The sequence below is a fragment of the Gilvimarinus gilvus genome (assembly GCF_030518155.1).
Lineage (GTDB): Bacteria > Pseudomonadota > Gammaproteobacteria > Pseudomonadales > Cellvibrionaceae > Gilvimarinus > Gilvimarinus gilvus.
The window spans coordinates 1-21,783 of sequence record NZ_JAULRU010000418.1; the positions used below are offsets into that span (position 1 = coordinate 1).

The 21,783-nt window shown below is 49.3% G+C and carries 20 protein-coding genes; 18 read left to right on the top strand and 2 right to left on the bottom strand.

The window, feature by feature from the left end; genetic code table 11:
• Positions 1–12: 12 nt before the first annotated feature.
• A complete protein-coding gene (locus QWI17_RS06860; RefSeq protein ID WP_370661377.1) occupies positions 13–1,362 on the bottom strand; it encodes an IS4 family transposase in 1,350 nt (449 codons plus the stop codon).
• Between the two features lie 780 nt (positions 1,363–2,142).
• Here QWI17_RS06860 and QWI17_RS06865 point away from each other — a divergent pair.
• The 3 genes from QWI17_RS06865 to QWI17_RS06875 are packed head-to-tail and all read left to right on the top strand — an operon-like array spanning position 2,143 to position 5,553.
• Positions 2,143–3,477, top strand: a complete 1,335-nt coding sequence (locus tag QWI17_RS06865) for a hypothetical protein (RefSeq protein WP_302721779.1) — start codon at positions 2,143–2,145, stop codon at positions 3,475–3,477.
• Positions 3,477–4,427: a 1-aminocyclopropane-1-carboxylate deaminase/D-cysteine desulfhydrase gene (locus QWI17_RS06870; protein WP_302721780.1), complete on the top strand. Its 951-nt coding sequence runs from the start codon at positions 3,477–3,479 to the stop codon at positions 4,425–4,427. Before QWI17_RS06865 ends, QWI17_RS06870 begins: the two co-directional genes overlap by 1 nt.
• Positions 4,420–5,553, top strand: a complete 1,134-nt coding sequence (locus tag QWI17_RS06875) for a cyclic nucleotide-binding domain-containing protein (protein ID WP_302721781.1) — start codon at positions 4,420–4,422, stop codon at positions 5,551–5,553. Before QWI17_RS06870 ends, QWI17_RS06875 begins: the two co-directional genes overlap by 8 nt.
• On the opposite strand, the gene QWI17_RS06880 is transcribed toward QWI17_RS06875, so the two are convergent.
• Positions 5,514–6,443 (bottom strand): DUF1853 family protein, encoded by a 930-nt coding sequence (locus QWI17_RS06880; RefSeq protein ID WP_302721782.1) that lies wholly within the window; start codon positions 6,441–6,443, stop codon positions 5,514–5,516. The genes QWI17_RS06875 and QWI17_RS06880 overlap by 40 nt on opposite strands.
• 85 nt (positions 6,444–6,528) lie before the next feature.
• On the opposite strand from QWI17_RS06880, the gene QWI17_RS06885 reads away from it, so the two are divergent.
• The 15 genes from QWI17_RS06885 (at position 6,529) to QWI17_RS06955 (ending at position 21,727) form a co-directional block, all read left to right on the top strand.
• The gene (locus tag QWI17_RS06885) at positions 6,529–7,428 is read left to right on the top strand and encodes an NAD(+) kinase (RefSeq protein ID WP_302721783.1); all 900 of its coding nucleotides are present in this window, start codon (positions 6,529–6,531) and stop codon (positions 7,426–7,428) included.
• A complete protein-coding gene (locus QWI17_RS06890; RefSeq protein ID WP_302721784.1) occupies positions 7,425–8,390 on the top strand; it encodes a metallophosphoesterase in 966 nt (321 codons plus the stop codon). The genes QWI17_RS06885 and QWI17_RS06890 overlap by 4 nt, the downstream gene beginning before the upstream one ends.
• 9 nt (positions 8,391–8,399) lie before the next feature.
• Positions 8,400–9,272 carry a rhomboid family intramembrane serine protease gene (locus QWI17_RS06895; protein WP_302721785.1) on the top strand — a complete coding sequence of 291 codons (873 nt, stop codon included), beginning with the start codon at positions 8,400–8,402 and terminating at the stop codon, positions 9,270–9,272.
• Positions 9,269–9,538, top strand: coding sequence for a YeaC family protein (locus QWI17_RS06900; protein ID WP_302721786.1), 270 nt, complete (start codon positions 9,269–9,271; stop codon positions 9,536–9,538). The genes QWI17_RS06895 and QWI17_RS06900 overlap by 4 nt, the downstream gene beginning before the upstream one ends.
• The gene (locus tag QWI17_RS06905) at positions 9,529–10,398 is read left to right on the top strand and encodes a DUF2797 domain-containing protein (RefSeq protein ID WP_302721787.1); all 870 of its coding nucleotides are present in this window, start codon (positions 9,529–9,531) and stop codon (positions 10,396–10,398) included. Before QWI17_RS06900 ends, QWI17_RS06905 begins: the two co-directional genes overlap by 10 nt.
• Positions 10,399–10,405: 7 nt before the next feature.
• On the top strand, positions 10,406–13,087 hold the full coding sequence (gene pepN / locus QWI17_RS06910; RefSeq protein WP_302722036.1) for an aminopeptidase N: 2,682 nt from the start codon (positions 10,406–10,408) through the stop codon (positions 13,085–13,087).
• 39 nt (positions 13,088–13,126) lie between these two features.
• Positions 13,127–14,065 (top strand): 5'-nucleotidase, encoded by a 939-nt coding sequence (locus QWI17_RS06915; protein WP_302721788.1) that lies wholly within the window; start codon positions 13,127–13,129, stop codon positions 14,063–14,065.
• 109 nt (positions 14,066–14,174) lie between these two features.
• Complete coding sequence (gene cysB / locus QWI17_RS06920; protein WP_302721789.1) at positions 14,175–15,149, top strand: HTH-type transcriptional regulator CysB; 975 nt, start codon at positions 14,175–14,177, stop codon at positions 15,147–15,149.
• A 126-nt stretch (positions 15,150–15,275) separates the two neighbouring features.
• Complete coding sequence (locus tag QWI17_RS06925; RefSeq protein WP_302721790.1) at positions 15,276–16,238, top strand: YbgA family protein; 963 nt, start codon at positions 15,276–15,278, stop codon at positions 16,236–16,238.
• Positions 16,222–17,031, top strand: coding sequence for a MerR family transcriptional regulator (locus tag QWI17_RS06930; protein ID WP_302721791.1), 810 nt, complete (start codon positions 16,222–16,224; stop codon positions 17,029–17,031). Before QWI17_RS06925 ends, QWI17_RS06930 begins: the two co-directional genes overlap by 17 nt.
• The gene (locus tag QWI17_RS06935; RefSeq protein WP_302721792.1) at positions 17,021–17,476 is read left to right on the top strand and encodes a nuclear transport factor 2 family protein; all 456 of its coding nucleotides are present in this window, start codon (positions 17,021–17,023) and stop codon (positions 17,474–17,476) included. The genes QWI17_RS06930 and QWI17_RS06935 overlap by 11 nt, the downstream gene beginning before the upstream one ends.
• On the top strand, positions 17,473–18,921 hold the full coding sequence (phrB, locus tag QWI17_RS06940; RefSeq protein ID WP_302721793.1) for a deoxyribodipyrimidine photo-lyase: 1,449 nt from the start codon (positions 17,473–17,475) through the stop codon (positions 18,919–18,921). The genes QWI17_RS06935 and phrB overlap by 4 nt, the downstream gene beginning before the upstream one ends.
• Positions 18,911–19,675, top strand: a complete 765-nt coding sequence (locus tag QWI17_RS06945) for an SDR family NAD(P)-dependent oxidoreductase (protein ID WP_302721794.1) — start codon at positions 18,911–18,913, stop codon at positions 19,673–19,675. Before phrB ends, QWI17_RS06945 begins: the two co-directional genes overlap by 11 nt.
• Entirely contained in the window at positions 19,665–20,930 is a 1,266-nt protein-coding gene (locus QWI17_RS06950; protein WP_302721795.1) for an NAD(P)/FAD-dependent oxidoreductase, read from the top strand. The genes QWI17_RS06945 and QWI17_RS06950 overlap by 11 nt, the downstream gene beginning before the upstream one ends.
• Positions 20,927–21,727 (top strand): DUF1365 domain-containing protein, encoded by an 801-nt coding sequence (locus QWI17_RS06955; RefSeq protein WP_302721796.1) that lies wholly within the window; start codon positions 20,927–20,929, stop codon positions 21,725–21,727. Before QWI17_RS06950 ends, QWI17_RS06955 begins: the two co-directional genes overlap by 4 nt.
• The last annotated feature ends 56 nt before the right edge of the window (positions 21,728–21,783 follow it).

Below are 21,783 nucleotides of genomic sequence, written 5' to 3' on the forward strand. Positions count from 1 at the left end.
GGGCAATGCTGTTCACTTAAGAGGAGCAGCATTGCGATCCACCGGATAGCGAGTCTTTGATATCTTAACCGTTCGAGGCGTTGTTGGTCTCGAACGCCTTTCTAAAAACAGGCTGCCGACTCCGGCTCTAAGCTCTGACAATCGCCGCCCTGTCCCCGACAGTGGATTGGAACCCGCCATCACAATCAGCTGCACGGCTATGTACTGACAGACTGGCTTAAAGCGTATCTGCGATGGCGAGCGCTCAAAGGCTATGGCTGCCAGCGCCGCCTCTCGCCGGATAATATTGTACGTCAACAGCAAGCCCCACAACTCCTGATAGACCAGCTCTACCTTCTTGCTACGCAGCGTGACCGCGTTTTGTTGCATTGAGCTTTTTATATCTCTAAACCCCAGCTCTATCTCCCAGCGCTCTTGGTATAGCTTGGCAATATCGCTGGCGCTGTATTGTTCTACTGGCAATGAAGTCAACACCGTTTTCATGCCTCCTTTCACTTGATAACTGACTTGCCTGGCGTCCCAGTACTCGGGTAGCGCCGGGTTTTTCTTTCTTGCTTGAGGGGATACCTGCATACGCACCAACGCATCGTTTTTCCCATAAACGGCGAGCGTCTCTCGCTTAATATTTTTCCGCTCAGGGATCAGCCAGTGACGGCTTTCACCTTGTGTGGCAAGCGTGAGCAGTAGGTCCGCGCTCCAAAACCCCTTATCAAACAAAGTGATTGAGCGATCAGGTAGCTGGGAGAGAAACGAGGTGGCAAGAGGAATTTCTCCCCGGCGGTAGGGGCTAATCTGCGCGTCCACGACCGTATGCGAGCGGACATTCATCAGGGCGACTAGCCGCAGCATCGGAAACGGCGTCTGGCGCTGAGTGGAGGTATTGCCCGAGCCAAAGTGCTCACGCAACTCTGCTGTGTCCTGTGTTCGAAACAAGGCCCCGTCGACGGCAAAGACTTGGAGTCCTTGCCACTGATCGCCCGGATAACGCTCATGTCCCCAACACTGTCCTGTTTGACGGAACAGCCATTGTACCGGGTCTGCGCCGAGGCGTTTACGTGCCTCGGTTATACCGCTGCGAGCCAGAAGTTCTTGTGACGCCAATCCTTGCGCACAAATGTTCAGACGCCGAGCCACTTCATGTACGGGCTCATCACGAAAGACCGCCATACCTAAGACAAGCCATAGTACCTGATCGGCAGGCAATCGACGCCTACGGATACTGGCTGAGTGTGTTAAACGCAAGGCAGACTCAACCCACTCAACGGGGATGTTGTGCGTAAAGGTACTAAGGTCGGAGAAGTTAAAGAGATCACTTAGGTCGAGAAGGTCTTGTTGAAAAGCCATAAAAAAATCCGATTCCATGCTTGAAATCGGATTTTCTACTAGGCCACGCTGTACTTCAAATGCTTAAGTGAACAGCATTGCCACTGTGTGGGGCCTTTTTTATGCCTGTTAAAAATACCGCAGCCGACAGGACGGGACGATAACCCGCGAAGCGGTGTTCGACTCATTCGCCGGGAGCGAATGAGCACAGCCACAAGGCTGCCCGAAGGGGGAGCACCACGGATGGTGCGAAAAACAAAATGGCAGGATAGCCATTCTGCACAGCGGGTATGCGCTGCCCGAAGGGAGAGGGCCAGGGAAGGACCGAGTGTATCCCGTCCTGTTCGTCGCTGCTCCATTTAGTTGGGCTTTGGGGCTGCGGTGGCGTACATACTCGGTTTGGCGCCGCGGATCCCATAATTGGGCCATTTTTAAGCTCAATTATCATACTTCTGTCATATTCCTGTGCGAACTTAACTCTGAAGCGGAACTTAACCGTGTTCTGCCGCTCTACAGTCAGGTAATAAAGACATTGAGGTAATTTTGATGCAAGACTATCTAGAAGAGTTGCTCGATGTAACTCAAGACGATTTAGACGATGAATACTGCGAAGACTACGCCGAAGTATAATGGCCACACACTGGCCATTATCGGCCGGTTTCCTACCTGAAAGCCCTAAAATCGGAACTAAATCCCACATTTACACCACACTTCGGCTCAAAATCAAGTCAATTGCTGATTTATAAGCAAGCCAACCCTATAATCAAGCTATGACTTGGACAAGTTGGTAATTGCCCGACTGGAGTAACAGGTGTTCGAATGTCTGCCCGTGACGAACTGAAAGAAGCGATAGCGATCTTTGTCGATGAACGAGTCGATAGGGAGCTGCAATATCCGGAATTCGAAGCCGTAATGGATGGTTTTGTGCCCATGCCTGACTTCGCCGGAAAAACCGTAAAGGCGGTCTACCTTCTAATCAATCGCGATTTCAAACTTAAAGCCTGCGTGTTTTTCAAGGTTGATTTCGATGTGAACGGCATGATCACGGCTAAGTGGAACGTGCCATTGCAACAATTGGCAACTTCGGCAGCGAAAGGACCCGATTTGGGTGCGGGTCCAATAGCCCTGGCATGCTATAGCCAGTGTTCGATTCCCGTTCAGCAAGGCAGCTTGTGGGATCCAGTTATGGAGCCTGGCCGAAACAGCTTTGTGCTGCTTAAAAAGTCGACTGCCGCAAACAAGCTTGGCCTCGTATTCCCGGACATCGAAGACGACTCTAGGCTTGTTAATGCTTCGGTAAATGACCGTGAATTAAAAGATAAGCTAGAGCGGGAATACGCCAGAGAGATGCGCACTCGACTCGCTCACACATTGAAAGAGCAACGGTTGCGAATCAACACCATAAAGAGCCAAGCGGCCTTGAAACTGGATGGGCTCAAGCGCGAACATCAGGATAGGTTAGGTAAGTATCAGGCAGAAATAAGAAATTTGCAGGAGTCAAATCTGGCACTGCAAAGCCAGGTAGATAGTCTGCACAAAGACTTAGAGCTTAAAGATACCAAGGTACAAGGTATTCGCGAATATTTTGAGCATAAGCTGAGTTCGACGAAAATGGATGGCGGGGCCCAGCTTGAAGCTTTAGAGCAAGGCTATTCGCAAGAGTTAGAATTGCGTATTGCGGAGGTAAGTGAAGAGCTGCAGCAGCAGCTGGACATGAAGGACATGGAGCTGTTTTATCGGCAGCAGCAGGAAGAGGCGCTGCGAGAAGAATTGGATAAACTGCGTGGCGAGCACGAAGAACTGGTAGAGCACGGTGCCACTAAAATACTCGACCCGCTTACCAAAGCGGGAATTAGTTTTGTTGCTTATCAGCCCGGACTTGGGCAGATTACTTTGCCCCCCGAGGAGGTGGCAAACTTTGTTTCTTCTCCGTTGGAATTCGCCGCAGACAAGTGTGGCGTACCCATTGAAAATTACCGCTTGTGGCTAGACCACTTTCAATCGCCATACTGTAATGCCAAGGATCAGGACGGAGAAGAGTGTGGTGTAGGAGTGAAGCGTGTGCCAGAACCCACTGATTTTCACGATGGCGAAACCAACCGATGCGATGCTCACCGCAGTATTGGTGGCGGCTTAGTCGCCGGGAGAGGCTAGTGAGCGCGCTAAGTGCCGACGCTGAGCTCTTGGATCGCGCCATGCAAGTGCGTTATCAGCCTGTTTACCTGCCAGAATGTACTAAAGCTGGGGTCACCGTGCGACTACGCCGTGATGATTTGATTGACGATCTGGCGGTAGGCAATAAGTTTTATAAATTGTTTTTAAATATAAAGCAGGCTAAAGCTTCCGGTAAAAACCGGATTGTTACGCAAGGTGGCCCCTGGTCGAATCATATTTTGGCAACGGCGCTGGTATCGGCTCAATATGGGTTGAAGAGCAAAGCGTTTATCCGAGGCGCACATCACCGCTTTTTCAGTGAAACATTAAAGGACTGCATCTCAAATGGGATGGAGCTAGAGTTCGTTAGCACTTCGAAGTATGACCAGTTAGGTGCGCAAGATGTTCAGGCTGAGGATTTTTTTGTGCCCGAAGGGGGAAGTAATAAAGCAGGCGTTGCCGGTTGTGAATACATCGGGCGTGCGCTAAAAGCACTTCCATACAAGCCAGCGAGTGTATGCGTGGCTGTGGGCACGGGCGGAACCTTCGCCGGATTGGTAAAAGGCTTGAATGGGTGGTGCCATACAGTAGGAGTGCCTGTTTTAAAGGCCGCCTCCGGTTCAACTAAACTGTATGGTCTGGACTCAATTAGCCGCTATCCGTGGAGCTTAATATGGGGCTTTCATTTGGGGGGGTACGCAAGGAAACTACCCAGAAGTGCACTGGACTTTTGTAGACAATTTGAAGCCAGAAATTCTATTGCACTCGATCCAGTCTATACGCTGAAGCTGTTGTGGAGTATTGAGCGCCTGGCGTCTCTCGGTTATTGGCGGCGAGGTCAGAGCGTGGTGGCCTTGCACACAGGTGGGTTGCAAGGGCGCAGAGGTTTTTCTGACCAACTCGATTGGCAGGAACCCAAATCACTTAACGCAAGTAATTGTTATGGATAATTTAGTGCAACAAAATCATGCGCCAGTCCCCGTAGATCCGGTGTTGATCAAATCTCTGGTGCCAATCAAAGAAATGAGTTCGGCTCACCTAAGTGAGCTACTCAAGTACGCGCAAACTGAATTTTTATACAAGGGCCAGACTTTATTTAACCGTGGCGCGGTTGATCATTGTCACTTGTACCTGTTGTACGGTGATATCCTGCTGGAAGATGACAAGGGGCAGGAAACTCTGATTAAAGGTCGTGCATCCTTGTTGCCCATCGCACATTCAAAGCCGCGTAAGTATCAGGCTACAGCTCTTACCGATTGTTCCGTATTGCGGTTTGACAGTGAGGTTTTGGATAAATTGCTCACCTGGAGTCAAGTTGCAGATTATTTACATACGATAATTGCGCGCGATCGTGATATGGATGAGGATGTTCAATGGATGATGCAAGTCTTGCATTCCAACCTTTTTTTCAAAGTATCCCCTCTGAATGTTGATGAAATATTTGCCAAAATGACGGCTAGATTGGTCGATGCTGATGAGGTCATCATACGACAAGGGGAGTTAGGGGAGCATTGCTATTTTATTAAGGAGGGGCGTGCAGAAGTAACCAGACAAGGTGCCACTGGTGTCGAGTTGATTGCCGATATTGGTGAGGGGCGCTGTTTTGGCGAAGACGCATTGGTAAACGATGCCCCACGTAATGCCACGGTTACAATGACTACCGACGGTGTCTTGATGTGCTTAATGAAGCAAGATTTTTATCGGTTGATTAAATCCCCCGAAGTGTCGGAAATTTTGTTTAAAGATCTGGACACCGGTGAAAAATCGACACATGTTTTAGTGGATGTTCGTTCTGACGAAGAGTATGGGGAAGGGCACCTTCCTTACGCGGTTAATGTTCCGTTGCATTTGCTTGGAATAAAATCACGGCTGCTGCGCCTCGGTGTAGAGTATGTCTGCTATTGTGATACGGGGCGCAGGAGTCAGGCAGCTGCACACTTATTGACTGAGCAGGGTTACTCCGTAAAGGCGCTTGCGCAGTGTGATGCCGTGTTTAGTGCCCCAGAGCAGGTTGCAACGATGGAAGTTGGGAACAACTATGTGTTGCGTGACGGTCGTTCTGTGTCCGGCCAGTAGTCGGACACCACGAAAAATCTCTTTTTTTCTTTCCATTTGCCGTCAAAATCGCGAAACAGCTCAGCAACCATACGCGGGCGATTATCATAGCGAATCTGGCTTGCTAGCGCGATTTTAAGTTGCTGCGCGCTAAGCGGCTGTAGACGGGCGTGGTATATTGCTGGGCCCAGCCAGCGGTTGCGTGGAATCACTGAATAGAACTCAGCTGCACACACTTTGTCTAAATTGGCAACATGAAGCCATACATTTTGCTTGTGCCTAATTAGGCGGTCGGAAATCGGCTTTATATGGTCGAATGGGAAAAACAACATACCTTTGAGTATGAGCGCTTGTTCTGTATTAGCGTTGTCTATATTCAGTTGCCGCAACCTGTTCTGGGTTATCTCATGTCCGAGAATTGGAAATTGATGTTCCTGCATGCGGCCAATCTTTTTACCTAAGTTATCATTGGTGTTAGGTCCTATCCACTGGTCATAGTTGTTTTCGTCGGAACCCGAGAGCAGATAGAACTTCACTGCGGCTTCAATGTGTATTTGGCGGGTTCCTTGTTTAACGATAAAATCCAAAGCACCAAGTGTTCTGCCAGACTTGCTAATCTGTAAGTTGTAAGCGAGCACTTCAGTTTGCGTTGTGCGCTGCCAGAAAAACGCCCACAAAGATTCAAAGTAGAGCCCGAGCCTGGTGCTTTTACGCTTGGCAAGGTGCTTAAACAGTGGATCAGGGTCTCGATCCAACTTGCGCAGCCAAGCTGCGCAATTAGCCAAATCGTTCTCAGGGCTATATAGGTTCACGCCACACATCTTTTCGGCACAAATCAGATCCGGGCCCAGGCAGCTCTGAGCAAGGTCACGTACCTGTGGCGTTGCTAGCGAATGTAAAAATTCAGTCAAAGGCTCGATGATAAGCTCCGTTTATTGTTGGCGTGATATGATCCTCTTGCCATAATATTAATAATTCAAAGCTGTGGGGACCCTGATGACACAATTTTCTCGTATTGGGCTTATAGGCCGCTTAAACAACGACCGGGCCAAGTATACCGTACGCCGCCTAATACAGTTTTTACAGACGTGCGAGGCAATCGTTGTTGTCGAGCAGCAAACGGCTATGCTCTGTGAAGTGGACACGGAGTATCCGGGCATTGATGTTGTCGATATGGCGGAGCTTGGCCGAAGTTGCGATTTGGCCATTGTGGTTGGCGGTGATGGCAGCCTCCTCAGTGGCGCGCGAGACCTAGTTGAGTACAACGTGCCTATTCTGGGTATTAATCGCGGCCGTTTAGGCTTTCTAACCGACATCGTACCTGAAGATATTGAACAAAAAATATCCGAAGTATTGACGGGAAAGTACGTTACTGAAGAGCGGTTTATGCTCGACATGCAAGTCGAGAGGGCCGGCCAGACGTTGTGTGGTGGGGATGCGTTAAATGACGTTGTATTGCACCCTGGCGAGTTTATCCGGATGCTCGAGTTCGAACTCTACGTCGATGGCCACTTTGTTACATCGCAACGTTCAGATGGCATGATCGTATCGACTCCGACCGGTTCTACCGCTTATGCGCTAAGTGGAGGCGGCCCGATTATGCACCCGAAGCTTGACGCCATTGGCCTGATTCCAATGAACCCGCACACCTTGAGTAGTCGCCCCATGGTAGTGCCCGGTGACAGCGTTATTGATATTTTAGTGGGCGAGGGTAACAGTGCCATTCCGCAGGTCACCTGTGACGGACAGACCCACGACCCGGTGCGTGGTGGAGACCGGGTCGTCATCAGCAAAAAGCCGCAAAAGCTACTTTTAATCCACCCGCTTAACCATAATTTTTACGAGCGCTGTCGCTCTAAGTTGGGTTGGGGGGGACACCTTCTTGAGAAGTCATGACGAGTAGGTTGGCGGGGCATCGTTTAGAGATATCAGCGTCGAAATTGGACATTATCGGCGATGTACACGGTTGTGCGGTAACCCTGGAGCGATTGCTTGAGCGGCTTGGTTACAGTCGCAAAGGGGGGGTATTTCAACACCCAGAGAGGAAAGTTATCTTTGTCGGCGATATCATTGACCGCGGCCCCAGAATCCGTCATGCACTGGGCTTAGTTCGGGATATGGTGGATGCTGGCAACGCCATACTCGTACTGGGGAATCATGAGCTACATGCGCTTTTTTACTGCTTGCCCAATCCCCGTGTTCCCAGCAACTACCTAAGGCCCCGTACACCACGTAACGCTCATATCATCGAAGACACCCTAGAGCAGTTCGCAAACTACTCTGGCGACTGGCTGGATCACCTAAGGTGGCTAAAACAACGCCCTTTGTATTTCGAGGTGCCGGGCCTTAGAGTCGTTCACGCCTGCTGGGATGCGGACGTTATTGCCAGAAGATGTGCCGTCATCGCGGAAGATGACTGGGCCCAACTCGCGGATCCGGCGAGCTCCCTTTCGCGTGACATCAAGCGGTTAACCTCAGGTGTTGAATTGCCACTTCCCAGCCCCCACATTATGACGACGGCCGAGGGTTTTAAGCGACACAGTTTCCGGGCGAGTTTTTGGCATAAAAATCCTCGGGTGTTGGGGGATATAGCCTTTCAGCCCGACCCATTACCTACAGAAGTTGCCCAATTACCGATCGATGAAGCTATTAGGCGTGAATTGGTGATGTATGCTGATGACCAACCGCTACTCTTTGTCGGCCACTACTGGCTCAATGGCGCACCCAGGCCGATTACATCAAATATTGCCTGTTTGGATTACAGTGCGGTAAAGTTCGGCCGCTTGGTTGCCTATCGCTGTGAGGGCGAGGCGCAAATCCACCCGAATCATTTTAACTGGGTTTATGTAGACCCTTAGGCCTATTTTTTGTCCTGGATACCCATTCAAACGTTCCCAATTGAGCAGGATCTTGCTCAAATTCACCATGTTTTGCAAAGTCGTGGACTGGTGCATCGGGTTATAGAGTACAACGGTAGACAAGTACTCTACGTGAGCGAGCAATACCAAGACGCAGCTCGCCAGCTGTTGGCTATGTGGCAAAGAGGGGAGCACATTGACAGGAATTACGCCAGCGCCGCTGCGGTCACTGTTAAACCTGCGATGCAGCTGCGTCAAACTCCGGTAACTTTGGCGCTCATACTCCTGAGCGCATTGGGGTATGTGTTGGTCGCCATACCAGAATTGATTCACTGGCAGCTCGCGCTGATGTTTGTTCCCATGGACCTTGTGCAAGGTCAATGGCTGGATGTGCAATCACTGAGCGATACGTTCGAGCGCGCGCAATACTGGCGTTTAGTGACTCCAGCTTTTGTACATTTTTCGATCTTGCATCTGGTTTTTAACAGCCTCTGGACCTGGGAGCTGGGACGTCGAATCGAACGTTTGAATGGTGCATTGTTCGCCATGTTGTTCTTCTTGTTTGCAGCTTTTGCCGCAAATATCAGCCAGTACTTTTGGCCTTCGGACGCCGCGCGCTTTGGCGGAATGTCTGGTGTTGTCTATGCCTATTTAGGGTATATAGCAGTCATTCATAGGTTGTTGCCCCGGCCTGAAACCAGTTTACCTCGCGGAATTACGGCTTTTATGTTGGCTTGGTTGGCGATTTGTATGACGGGTATAGTCGACCAGGCCATCGAAGGTGGTGTCGCCAATGGTGCCCATCTGGGTGGCTTAATAGCAGGTGTTGCCATTGCACTTTTGCAAGCCATGTTTAAACGAACGCATTCGGAGCGGACATGAACGACGATTTCAGGCAGGTTATTGCCAATCTTACCCCAGAGGTTTACCAAAACCTGAAAAGAGCCGTCGAACTGGGCAAATGGCCTGACGGTAAGGTGCTTACCCAAGAGCAGCGGGAAACCTGCATGCAGGCGGTTATTGCGTTTGAGCACCTTCATGTGCCTAAAGAGGAGCAGTCTGGTTATGTCCCACCCAAGCCTGGCGATGCTTGCGATACTGATTCAGACGCTGGTCAAAGTGCGGAGCAACCTATCAAATGGCAGTGATACCTGTAAAAACCTTACCTGGCGATGTAACTGGCGCATTGAGGAAAATGTCCGTTGAACTCTCAGCCAGTGGCGATGCAGTGGAATACTCATTGCACTGTGGGGACGCAGTATTCTCAGCTAACGCACTGATTGGTCAAACCTTGACCCTTGCCTATACGGGTGAAATTCGCTGCCTCCATTGTGATCGCAAAACCCGTAAGAGTTTCAGTCAGGGCTACTGCTACCCCTGTTTTCAGTCTCTTGCTCAGTGCGACTCGTGCATCGTCAGCCCGGAAAAATGCCATTACCACCTCGGGACGTGCCGTGAACCGAGCTGGGCCGAACAATTCTGTATGAACGATCATGTTGTTTACCTGGCAAATTCATCGTCGCCGAAAGTTGGCATTACGCGGGCCACGCAAATTCCCACACGCTGGATCGACCAAGGTGCTGTGCAGGCGCTGCCCATTTTCACAGTGCCGAATAGGCGAATGGCGGGGTTGGTTGAGGTTGCTTGCAAACCGCATATCAGTGACCGGACTCAATGGCAGAGAATGCTTAAAGGCAGCCCTGATCCCGTTGATTTACGGCAAATTGCCATTGAGCTGATCGACAAGCTGGAACCGGAGCTCGAGCAATTGCGCAGCGAACATGGGGCGGACAGTATCGTATCTTTGCTAAGCGCTGAAGCTGAAAGCGTCGATATATGCTACCCGGTACCGACTCCACCGCTAAAAGTAAAATCCGTAAACCTTGAAAAAACCCCGGTCTTTACCGGCGAGTTGACTGGTATAAAAGGCCAGTACTTAATTTTTGGTGACCAGGTGCTGAATGTACGGAAGTTCGGTGGTTACCATGTCACAATTTTCGTTTCCTGAGGCCACTATGAATATTGCTGAGCCAACTTCTGCTGTACAAACTGTCTATTTGAACGACTATCAGCAGCCGGCATATTGGATTGATAAAACCGAGCTGGAAGTCGATATATACTCGGGAGAAACTTTTGTACGCTCCCGCCTAACGATGCGTAAGAATTCATCCATTGAAGGAGCCCAGCTGGATTTACATGGTGAAGGCTTAGAATTGCTCGAAATCGCAATAGACGGTGAACCACTGTCAGAAGAGCGATATGTACAAGGCCCGTCTGTATTATCACTTACCCCTGAGACTGAAAAATTTGTCCTGGAAACTAAGGTGAGAATCGAGCCTGAGCAAAATACTTCGCTCGAGGGCTTGTACCGATCGCGCACTATGTACTGCACACAATGCGAAGCCGAAGGCTTTCGCAAAATCACCTATTATCTTGATCGCCCGGATGTTATGAGTGATTTTACGACTCGGGTATCAGCGGATAAGTCTCGGTGCCCCGTACTATTATCCAATGGGAATCTGGTTGAGGCCGGAAGTTTGGACAATGGCCGGCACTTCGCAACCTGGCACGACCCTCATAAGAAGCCCGCCTACCTATTTGCATTAGTGGCGGGCGACTTGGCTAAGGTGGAGGACAGCTTCACAACCTGCAGTGGCAAGCAGGTGGCGTTAGAAATTTTCGTTGAAGAAAAAGATCTCGGCAAATGCGATCACGCCATGCAGTCGCTTAAGAAATCCATGCAATGGGATGAGCAAACCTATGGGCGCGAATACGATTTAGATATATTTATGATCGTTGCTGTTGACGACTTCAATATGGGGGCAATGGAGAATAAAGGACTGAACATTTTCAATACCTCCTGTGTGCTGGCAAGCCCCACAACAACCACTGACGCAGGTTTTCAGCGGGTGGAGGGTGTGGTTGCTCACGAGTACTTTCACAATTGGTCTGGTAACCGCGTTACCTGCAGGGACTGGTTTCAGTTGAGCCTTAAAGAGGGCTTTACGGTTTACCGAGACTCTGAGTTTTCTGCGGATATGGGCTCGCGCACCGTTAAACGGGTTGAAGATGTATCTTTGCTGCGCACTCATCAGTTTGCAGAAGATGCAGGACCTATGGCGCATCCAATACGCCCGTCAAGCTATATGGAAATTTCCAATTTCTATACATTAACAATATACGAAAAAGGCGCTGAGGTTGTGCGGATGATAGCAAATCTGCTGGGGCCGGAGCTGTTCCGAAAGGGCACTGATTTGTATTTTGAACGGCATGACGGCCAGGCGGTTACCACCGAAGATTTTGTCCGGGCTATGGCCGATGTCTCCGGTCGAGATTTTTCTCAATTCGACAATTGGTACAACCAGGCGGGCACACCGGAGCTCACAATCGTTGATGCTTATGATGAAAACGCCCGGGAGTATACGCTCACCGTTTCCCAGTACACACCGGCCACACCCGAATGCGCTGTTAAAAAACCATTCCATATACCGCTGCGCATGGGCTTGATTGGAGAAGCTGGCGAGTTAGCCTTGACGCTTGCAGACGAGATCGCGGAAGACCTGCCAGAGGACAATACCGATCGCGTATTGGAAGTAACGCAGACGACGCAGAGTTTTGTGTTTCACAATGTGCCGGAAAAACCGGTTCCGTCGTTACTGAGAAACTTTTCGGCGCCCGTCAAATTAAAATACGATTATAGTCGGGACGATCTGTGCGCCATAGTCATGCGTGACAGCAACGGCTTTACCCGTTACGAAGCCGTGCAAAGTTTGTGTATGGCTGCCATCAACGATGCCATGGCCGCCGGCGAGGGCGGTCGATTTGTGCTCGACGAGCGCTTGCCGCGGGTCTATCGAAGCTTGTTCGCTCAAGCAGAACTCGATCAAGCCATGTTCGCCTATATGCTGACTCTGCCCGCTGAGGGTTATATCGCTGAGCAGCAGAGCGAGATAGACCCTCAAGCGATTTATCAAGCCCGTAGCAAAGTGAAAAGTGCCTTAGCGCAAGCATTGGCTGGCGAGCTTGAGCAGACCTACCGCGCATTGTCTGTTGACGTCGAGTATAGCGCCGACGCGGAATCTATTGCGCGGCGCAGCCTTAAAAATGTATGTTTGTCCTATCTAATGGATCAGCCTTCGGACGCGACGTTAGAATTGTGCAAAACTCAGTTTGAGACTGCAACCAACATGACCGATGAAATTGCTGCATTAACAGCGATGGTAATGTCGGAAAATGCCAAGGCGCAGGCTGCAGCGGCAGTCGCCTTATCCGATTTTTATGTAAAATGGCGTGACGAGGCACTGGTGGTAAATCAATGGTTTGCTCTGCAGGCGCGCAACCCCGCTGCGGGCGGCCTAAAACGAGTGAATGACCTGCTGCAACACGAGGCCTATGACAGCTCGAATCCCAATAAAATTCGTGCCGTTATTGGCGGATTTTGTGGTGGTAATACCCCAAACTTTCACAGTTTAGGTGAGACGCCAGAGCAGGGCGGTTATGCGTTCCTGGCGCAACAAATTCAACAACTTGATGCAAAAAATCCGCAAATAGCGGCGCGCTTACTAACGCCGCTAACGCGCTGGCGTCGCTACGCGCCGGCTTATAGCCAGGCCATGCGTAGCCAACTGGAGGCCTTGCTGGAAATGCCGAGCTTATCTCCGGACTGTTATGAGGTGGTCAGTAAAAGTCTGGCATGATAGACAGGCAGAGTCATGCGCAATTAGGAGAATAGGTGGATGAGTGAGTCCAAAAGCAACAAACTTGTTATCGCGATATCTTCCCGGGCGCTGTTTAATCTGGATGAAAGTCACCGGGTTTACACCGAAAGCGGCTTAGAGGCGTATGCTCGCTATCAAATGGAGCATGAAGAAGAGCCTCTCGAGGTCGGTGACGCCTATCCAATGGTAAAGAAGTTGTTGCATCTAAATGAAAGCTTACCAGGTGCTCCCAAAGTTGAGGTTATATTGCTTTCCCGCAACAGCGCGGATACGGGGCTGCGGGTCTTTAACTCCATTGAGCATTATAAGTTAAACATTACTCGCGCGGCCTTTTGTGGTGGTCTCAGTCCCTATCGCTATGCATCTGCGTTTGGCTGTCAACTGTTTTTATCCACTGAAGCCGACGATGTGAGGCACGCGCTAGAGCACGGAATTGCCGCTGCAACCTTGATGGCGCCGAAAGCGGGTAGCAATAATCAAGGGGAGCTGCGTTTCGCCTTTGATGGTGATGCGGTCCTTTTTTCCGATGATGCCGAGCGAATTTTTAAACAAGAAGGCTTGTCGGCCTTCACCGCCAGCGAGCGAGCCGCGGCCAAAACCCCATTGCCAGGTGGGCCCTTTAAGCCGTTTCTCGATGCACTACATCGATTACAGGCTGAGTTTGTAGACGCGGAGTCTTGCCCAATACGCACAGCGCTCGTGACAGCCCGCTCGGCGCCCGCTCACGAACGCGTTATTCGCACACTGCGGGCCTGGAATATTCGAATTGACGAGTCTTTGTTCCTCGGTGGTCTCGCCAAGGGTGAATTTTTAAAAGCCTATGGCGCGGATGTTTTTTTTGATGATCAGCAGGCCCATATTGATTCGGCGAGTGCCCATGTGGCGACCGGCCATGTACCACATGGTGTAGCCAACAGCCCAGAGTTTGCCAAAAAAACGTTAAAAATCGATCAGTAAAGGCGCAATATCTAGATTTTTGGTGCTTCTTGCAAAAATTGACTATTCTTGTCCTGAATAATCAACTATATTTTTATAACACGATTTCCAATGGCCATTTGGAGGGCTTATGAAGCTGCAACAACTCCGGTATATATGGGAAGTGGCTCACCACGACCTAAATGTATCCGCGACGGCGCAGAGTCTGTATACCTCGCAGCCAGGCATTAGCAAGCAAATAAGGCTGCTGGAAGACGAATTAGGTGTGGAGATATTTTCGCGCAGCGGAAAGCACCTGACCAGAATTACACCTGCGGGTGAGGCGATTTTGAAGACGGCAGGGGAGATCCTGCGCAAAGTCGAGAGTATCAAGCAAGTTGCGCAAGAATTTAGCAACGAGCGTAAAGGCAGCCTTTCAATTGCGACTACTCACACACAGGCCCGCTATGCACTGCCACGAGTAATAGAAGGCTTTATCGATCAATATCCTGAGGTCTCGTTGCATATGCATCAGGGTACGCCGATGCAGATCTCGGAGATGGCTGCCGATGGGACAGTAGACTTCGCTATTGCGACAGAAGCTCTTGAGTTGTTCAGTGACCTGGTGATGATGCCCTGTTATCGATGGAATCGCTGCATTGTCGTGCCTAAAAATCACCCGCTGGCAAGCCTGTCTGAGCTTAGTCTCGAAGAGGTCGCAAAACACCCGATTGTGACCTACGTATTTGGCTTTACCGGTCGCTCAAAGCTCGATGAGGCCTTTATCAATCGCGGCTTGGCGCCTAAAGTTGTATTCACGGCCGCCGATGCTGACGTAATCAAAACCTATGTTCGCCTTGGCTTGGGTATTGGAATCATCGCCCATATGGCGTTCGACGAAACTCTGGATAGCGACTTAGTGGCGCTCGATGCGAGCCACTTGTTTGCATCGAGTGTGACCAAAATTGGATTTAGGCGGGGTACTTTCATACGCGGTTTTATGTATGACTTTATTCAGCAGTTTGCACCTCATCTTACCCGCGACGTGGTAGATCAGGCCTATGCGTGTCACTCTAGGGCCGAGCTTGAAGAGTTGTTCGCAGGCATTCCACTTCCTTCCTATTGAGTCTTTGCCGGGGTTGTGACTTGCAACCCTGGTACATTTCAACTTTCTTAGCGTGTTTGTGATCTAAACCTGGTCATCAAACGAATACCTATACAGATTTCAGATTATGTACAGGTGCTTAGCCATATGGAAGATTCAGCCAAAATCCCGGTTGCTATCAGTCAATGCTTGCTCGGAGAGCGCGTTCGCTTTGACGGTGGCCACAAGCGCTCGAGGTATGTAACCGATCAGCTAGGGCAGTATTTTGATTTCCAGTCATTCTGCCCCGAAGTCGCTATTGGATTAGGTATACCACGCAAACCCATACGCCTAGTCGTAACAGACGCGCAGACCCGGGTCCAGCAAGTGGATAACCCTCAGATGGATGTTACCGATGAACTGCGTCAGTACGCCGCTGAAGTCGCGCCCGGATTGCATGATATTTGCGGATACATTTTTATGCAAAACTCGCCAAGTTGTGGGGCGTATGGCATGAAGCGCTATGGCGAGAACGGCTACCCTTTGGATAAAAAGGGGCGCGGCGCTTTTGCAGACGAGATTATGCAACGGCTACCACTTCTCCCTGTCGAGGAGGCTGGTCGTTTGAATGATGCTGGGCTTCGGGAAAACTTCATCACCCGAGTTTTCGCTTATCGTGACTGGAAGCTTTCAGTAGCGGCAAGCCCATCGCCTAAAGCACTGATTGATTTCTATTCGCGCTACAAGTATCAGGTAATGGCGCACCATGTACCGAGCTACAAAGCCATCGGTAAACTTCTCGCGGACCTAAAAACGCCGCCGATTGAGCAAGTTTGTGATGAATTTGTACGCATTTTCATGACTGCACTGGAGCATTTGGCGACGCGCAAAGGCAATACCAACACAATGATGCACTTGCGTGGTTACCTAAGAGAGCAACTAAACGTCCGGGACAATCAGGAACTCAGCGACTTGATTGAAAATTACCGACTTGGGTTGGTGCCGCTGGTCGTGCCTATGACGCTATTAAAACATCATTTGATGAAAGTGGATGATGAATACCTACACTGTCAGACTTTCTGGAGTCCTCACCCTGAGCGCTTAGGTCTGCGCAATGTCATTGCCAGTTAAAGCCCCGACGAGCGGCTACAGTATAGGCGAAGTCGCCCGTATGAGCGGGGTCAGTGTGGCCGCGCTGCGCGCGTGGGAAAGGCGTTATGAATTTTTAAACCCTGGTCGGAATGATCAAGGGCACCGCTTGTACGCCGAACATGACCTCTGGTTAGTCTTACAAGCAAAGAAAATGATAGAGCACGGCATCTCACCGGGAAGCATAGACCTGGACTGGTTTGTAGGTATTCAAAACACGGATTGTTCTGAGCTTAATCAGCAAGTGTTACAGAGTCTCGACCTTGGCGATATGTCAACCACGCTTTCACTGTTGTCGCGGTTGAACGAAGCGGCGGACGATTGTCTTATGCATGAGCTCTTCTGTCTTGGCCAACAAACCACACGTATGCGCCGAGCCGATGGTAGAGGCGATCTTCTGCTCTCGCATTTGCTCAATTACGCATCAGGGAGCGATGCATCTGCGTTGCCGCTAGTGGTGGTAATTTGCCCGAAAGAGTTCGCCTTTTGCTTTCGTTTAATGGGTGTTGCCGCCGTTAAGAGGGGCATAGTCAATCTGTTAACCATTCCTGCTACTAGACCTTATAGCGCGAGTATTCCGTTGCCGTGTGAAGGTGACGAGGCTGTAAAGATCTACATGGCACGTTCACTCGATAGCACGGAAGATCAGAGAGATTTGAGTGGTGGCGCTTATGTCGAATATTTCGATAATCCCAAAGACATAGTCACGCGTATTTTCAAGCCTGACATGCGTAAGGAAGTAGTGCAGGAGAGAAGAGGATCAGATGAAAACTGAAGAAGAAAACGGCCTAATTGAAAAACTAACGGGACAATACCAATCGTTTAGTGCAGGCTCGATTGATTCTATCGTGGACCTGTACTCAGAGGATGTCGAGTTTATCGATCCGGTGCAAAGAATCGTAGGTAGGTCCGCGTTGCGTTCATATTTTCAGGCGCTGGGATTGAATCTTACTTTTTGTCATTTTAGTTTTTCTTCGACAGTAAAAAGCAGAGGGGACGACGGTAATGATATCGCTGTACTGTTTTGGATTATGCGGTTTTCGCATCCAAAGCTTAACGGTGGAAATGCGAGTGAGTTAAGTGGCTGTTCACACATAATCTACACTGATAAGGTCATCTACCAGCGAGACTATTACGATTTGGGCGAGATGGTGTATGAAAGTATTCCTCTGTTGGGGAGTGTCATTCGCCGCATTAAGTTACGTTTGGGTGAGAAATGACAAGACTTGTTTGGTTTCGAAATGATTTGCGTACAATCGATAACCCCGCATTACACTATTGTTGTGAGGGTGAAGTAGAAGAGGCGTCTCGCGCAAACAGTATTCGTGTAGCGGCTATTTACGTACTATGCCAGGAATACATCGACACCCACCCGATTGGTGAGAAAAAGCTGGGCTTTATCAAAAACGCGCTGCTCAACTTGTCGTCCGATCTGGCTCAGCTGGGTATAGTATTGGATGTTCTGTACGTCGAGCGAAAACGGGATATCGCAGAATCTGTTGCTGACTATTGCCAAAAATGGAAAGTGACCGATGTTTACCTAAACAAGGAATACCCTTTAGATGAGCGAGAGCGGGATCGAGATGTAGAGAAACGCTGCCTCGAAGAAGACATTGCCTTTCATTCGTATCATGATCGCTGTTTGATCCCCCCGGGAGCTGTGAAAACTCAGGCCGGAAGCTACTACAAGGTTTTTACGCCGTTTTCCAAAGCGTGGTTGCAACTTGCGCGTGCGACTGATTTTACTGTTTATCCCAGGCCGTCTTCTGTGCGAGAACCCGTTGATGTTGCGCATCGGGCAATCGAGGCTGTTTTCCTGAATGTCACCAAAGAAGGTAATAGTTCTTTGTGGCCTGCGGATGAGAAAAGCGCACTGGAGGCACTTCGCACTTTTACCAAAAATCATATAGTCGACTACCACAATTACAGAGATATACCTTCCGAGCTCGGTACATCTAAGATTTCACCTTACCTCACTGTTGGCCTATTGAGTCCTAAACAGTGTTATATAGCAGCCCGCCAGGCAGATGCATCAGGCAATTCCCAAGGTGTTTCAACTTGGTTGAACGAATTGATATGGCGCGAGTTTTATATGCATGTGGTCGCGATTTTTTCGAAGGTATGCAAGGGGTTTCCGCTTATTACCTACACAGAAAATATTCCATGGCGCGATAGTGAGGCAGACTTTGAGAAGTGGTGTGCAGGCATAACCGGCATCCCTATCGTAGATGCCGCTATGCGGCAACTCAATAGCACCGGTTGGATGCACAATCGACTGCGTATGGTGGTGGCGATGTTTTTAACCAAAAACCTCTTAATTGATTGGCGCAAAGGGGAGGCATATTTTATGTCTCAACTTATTGATGGCGATTTTTCGGCCAATAATGGGGGTTGGCAATGGTGTGCATCGACAGGTACAGATTCTGCACCGTACTTTCGTGTTATGAACCCTGTAGCGCAATCCGAACGATACGATCCTAAAGGGGACTTTATTCGCCAATGGGTTCCGGAGTTGGCTCACTTGGACAATAAAAAAATACACAATCCCAGCGGAGTAAATGGTTATCCGGAGGCAATGGTAGATTTAAAGTCGACTCGTAAAGAGGCTATTGCCGTCTTTAAATCCGCAAAAGACGCGGTAACAGGAGAATACAATGAGCTCTGAAACATTAGCCGGACGGAAAATTCTTCTAACTGGCGGAACACAGGGCATAGGGTATGCCCTACTTGAGCTGTTACTGCGCTCCAATTGTACAGTGTATGTTTTGGCTCGCAATACTGATCCGCTATCGCGGCTGGTTGAACAGTATCCGGGGCATGTAATTCCCTTAGCTGCGGATGTAGCCGACGCAGAACAGTTGAAGGCTGCACTGGAAGACGTTGCGGAAATTGATACTTTAATTCTCAATGCGGGAACATGTGAGTATATACAGGCGAGTCATTTCGATTCTAAGTCATTTGCACGTGTGCTGGGTGTAAATTTACAAGGAAACGCCAACATACTGGAGTTTACGATACCCAAACTGCTTGAATCGCAGAGGGGGCCGCACATTGTAGGTATTTCGAGTTTGGTGACTGAGCTTGCACTGCCACGATCCGAAGCCTACGGTGCAAGTAAGGCCGGATTCGAATATCTCTTGAGTTCTTTGCGAGCTGATCTTTATAGGTATGGTGTTGATGTCACTATTGTTCAGCCCGGGTTTGTAGAAACCCCTCTGACGGATCGCAATGATTTTGAAATGCCGTTCATCATGAAAGCTGACGAAGCCGCCCGGCATGTGCTTAAGGCGATAACACAGCGACGATACACTTATCGTTTTCCCTGGCAACTGGCGTTGACAATGAGAATCGCCGCAAAATTTCCCGTTCCTATGATTCTAAAGTTCGTACAAAAAATGGCGCCCAAGCATGAGCAGTGATATTAAAAGAATAGCCATTATTGGCGCTGGTGTGAGTGGTTTATACACCGCTTATCTCCTCAATAAACAATATGACGTGACAGTATTTGAAAAAAACAAAGATATTGGAGGCCACACTGCAACTAAGACGGTGTCGGTTCCTTCGGGCGATTACTGTATTGACACAGGATTCATTGTATACAACGATCGCACTTACCCCAACTTTATTAAGCTGCTAGATGAGCTAGGGGTTGAAGGGCAAAATACCAACATGGGGTTTAGTGTCAGTTGCGACCATATTGGATATGAATACGCCGGAACGTCGTTGGGTGGATTATTTGCCCAACGAAAAAATTGGCTGAGTATCAAGCATTGGAAGCTCCTACTTGATATTACCAAATTCAATAGATTGTGCACCAAGCTCTATCAGGCCAGGAAAATATCACAAGATGCGACCCTCGGAAGCTTCTTGCTAGAGCATAAATTCTCAATCGAGTTTGAACGCTACTACATTCTGCCTATGGTCTCGGCAATCTGGTCTTCTGGTACCGAAATGGCGAGTCAAATGCCATTGCAGTTCTTCATTCGATTTTTCTATAACCATGGCCTGTTAACAATATTCAATCAGCCTCAGTGGAAAACGGTAACCGGTGGCTCTCATAGCTACTTGCAACCATTAACCGAGATGTTTGCCGATAGAATCGTTACCGAGGCAAATATACAGTGCGTAACAAGGGAAGATCGGGGTGCGGTATTACACTTTTCAGGGGGGACAACTGAACGGTTCGACGGTATTGTGTTCGCGTGCCATAGTGATGAGGCACTTAGCTTACTAAGCTCTCCTTCAACGGTCGAACGAGAAATATTAGGCTCGATACCCTACAAAGGAAATCAGGTGGTGTTGCATACAGACGCCTCAATATTGCCTTCAGCAAAATCAGCCTGGGCGAGCTGGAATTACCGATTAGATGGCACTGGCGATAGCCAGACGCTGCTTACCTACAATATGAACATTCTGCAAAATATTGATTCGCCCGAGACATTTTGTGTTAGCGTCAACCCTAACAACAGAATTGACGAAAAACTGATTTTAGGTCAATACACGTATCATCACCCGGTGTTCACACAAGAGTCGGTTTTGGCGCAAGAACGCTGGCAAGAAATATCTGGTGCAGATCGAATCTACTACTGTGGTGCGTATTGGCGTAACGGCTTTCATGAGGATGGGGTAGTTTCTGCGCTCAATGTAGCCAATCAGTTTGGTGTCAGTCCATGACCGCAGTCGGCAGCGCTATTTATTCGGGAAAGGTAAGGCACCGGCGCATGCTGCCAGTCAGTCATGAGTTTACCTACAATATTTCCCTTTATTATATGGATCTGGATGAAATTGACTCACTGATGGCTGCCTCTCGTTGGCTGTCATGTACTGGCTGGAATATTGGGCAGTTTAAACGTTCCGACTACATGGAACCGTTTGACCAAAGCTTGAAGTCGATTGCCGTAGCAGAGGTCGAAAGGGCCCTTTCTTGTTCTATTTCGAATCCCAAGGTTTACTTACTTACCAACTTGCGACAGTGGGGGCAGTGCTTCAATCCCGTCAGTCTTTATTATGTGTATGACGCTCAAGAGCTCATCGCAATAGTCGCTGAGGTCAATAATACGCCCTGGAAAGAGCGCCATCGATATGTAGTTGGATTGGTTGGGTTGGAACCTCCTTACCAGCAGTCGTTTGCCAAGTGTTTTCACGTATCACCCTTCAATCCAATGGACATGCAGTACCGTTGGCAGTGCAACGAACCGGGTAGCTCTTTGGATGTTCATATGGAAAATTGGGCCGGTGAAGAAAAACACATGGATGCGACGCTCTCTCTGCATCGAAAATCTTGGGTGCCGACCAATCTGAATCGATCTTTACTACGTACACCCTTCAATAGTTTAAAAGTTTCGCTGTCTATATATTGGCAAGCAGCAAAGCTGTGGTGGAAAAAAGCACCGATATACGACCATATACCTAAGGTCAATCACAAAAACTGCGTTGAGGAGGCCGCTCGTGACAAACGCAACAGCCCGTAGAGGAATCGATGAGCTTCGTGGGCATCGATCAAAGATGTTTAGCCGTAGTCATAAGA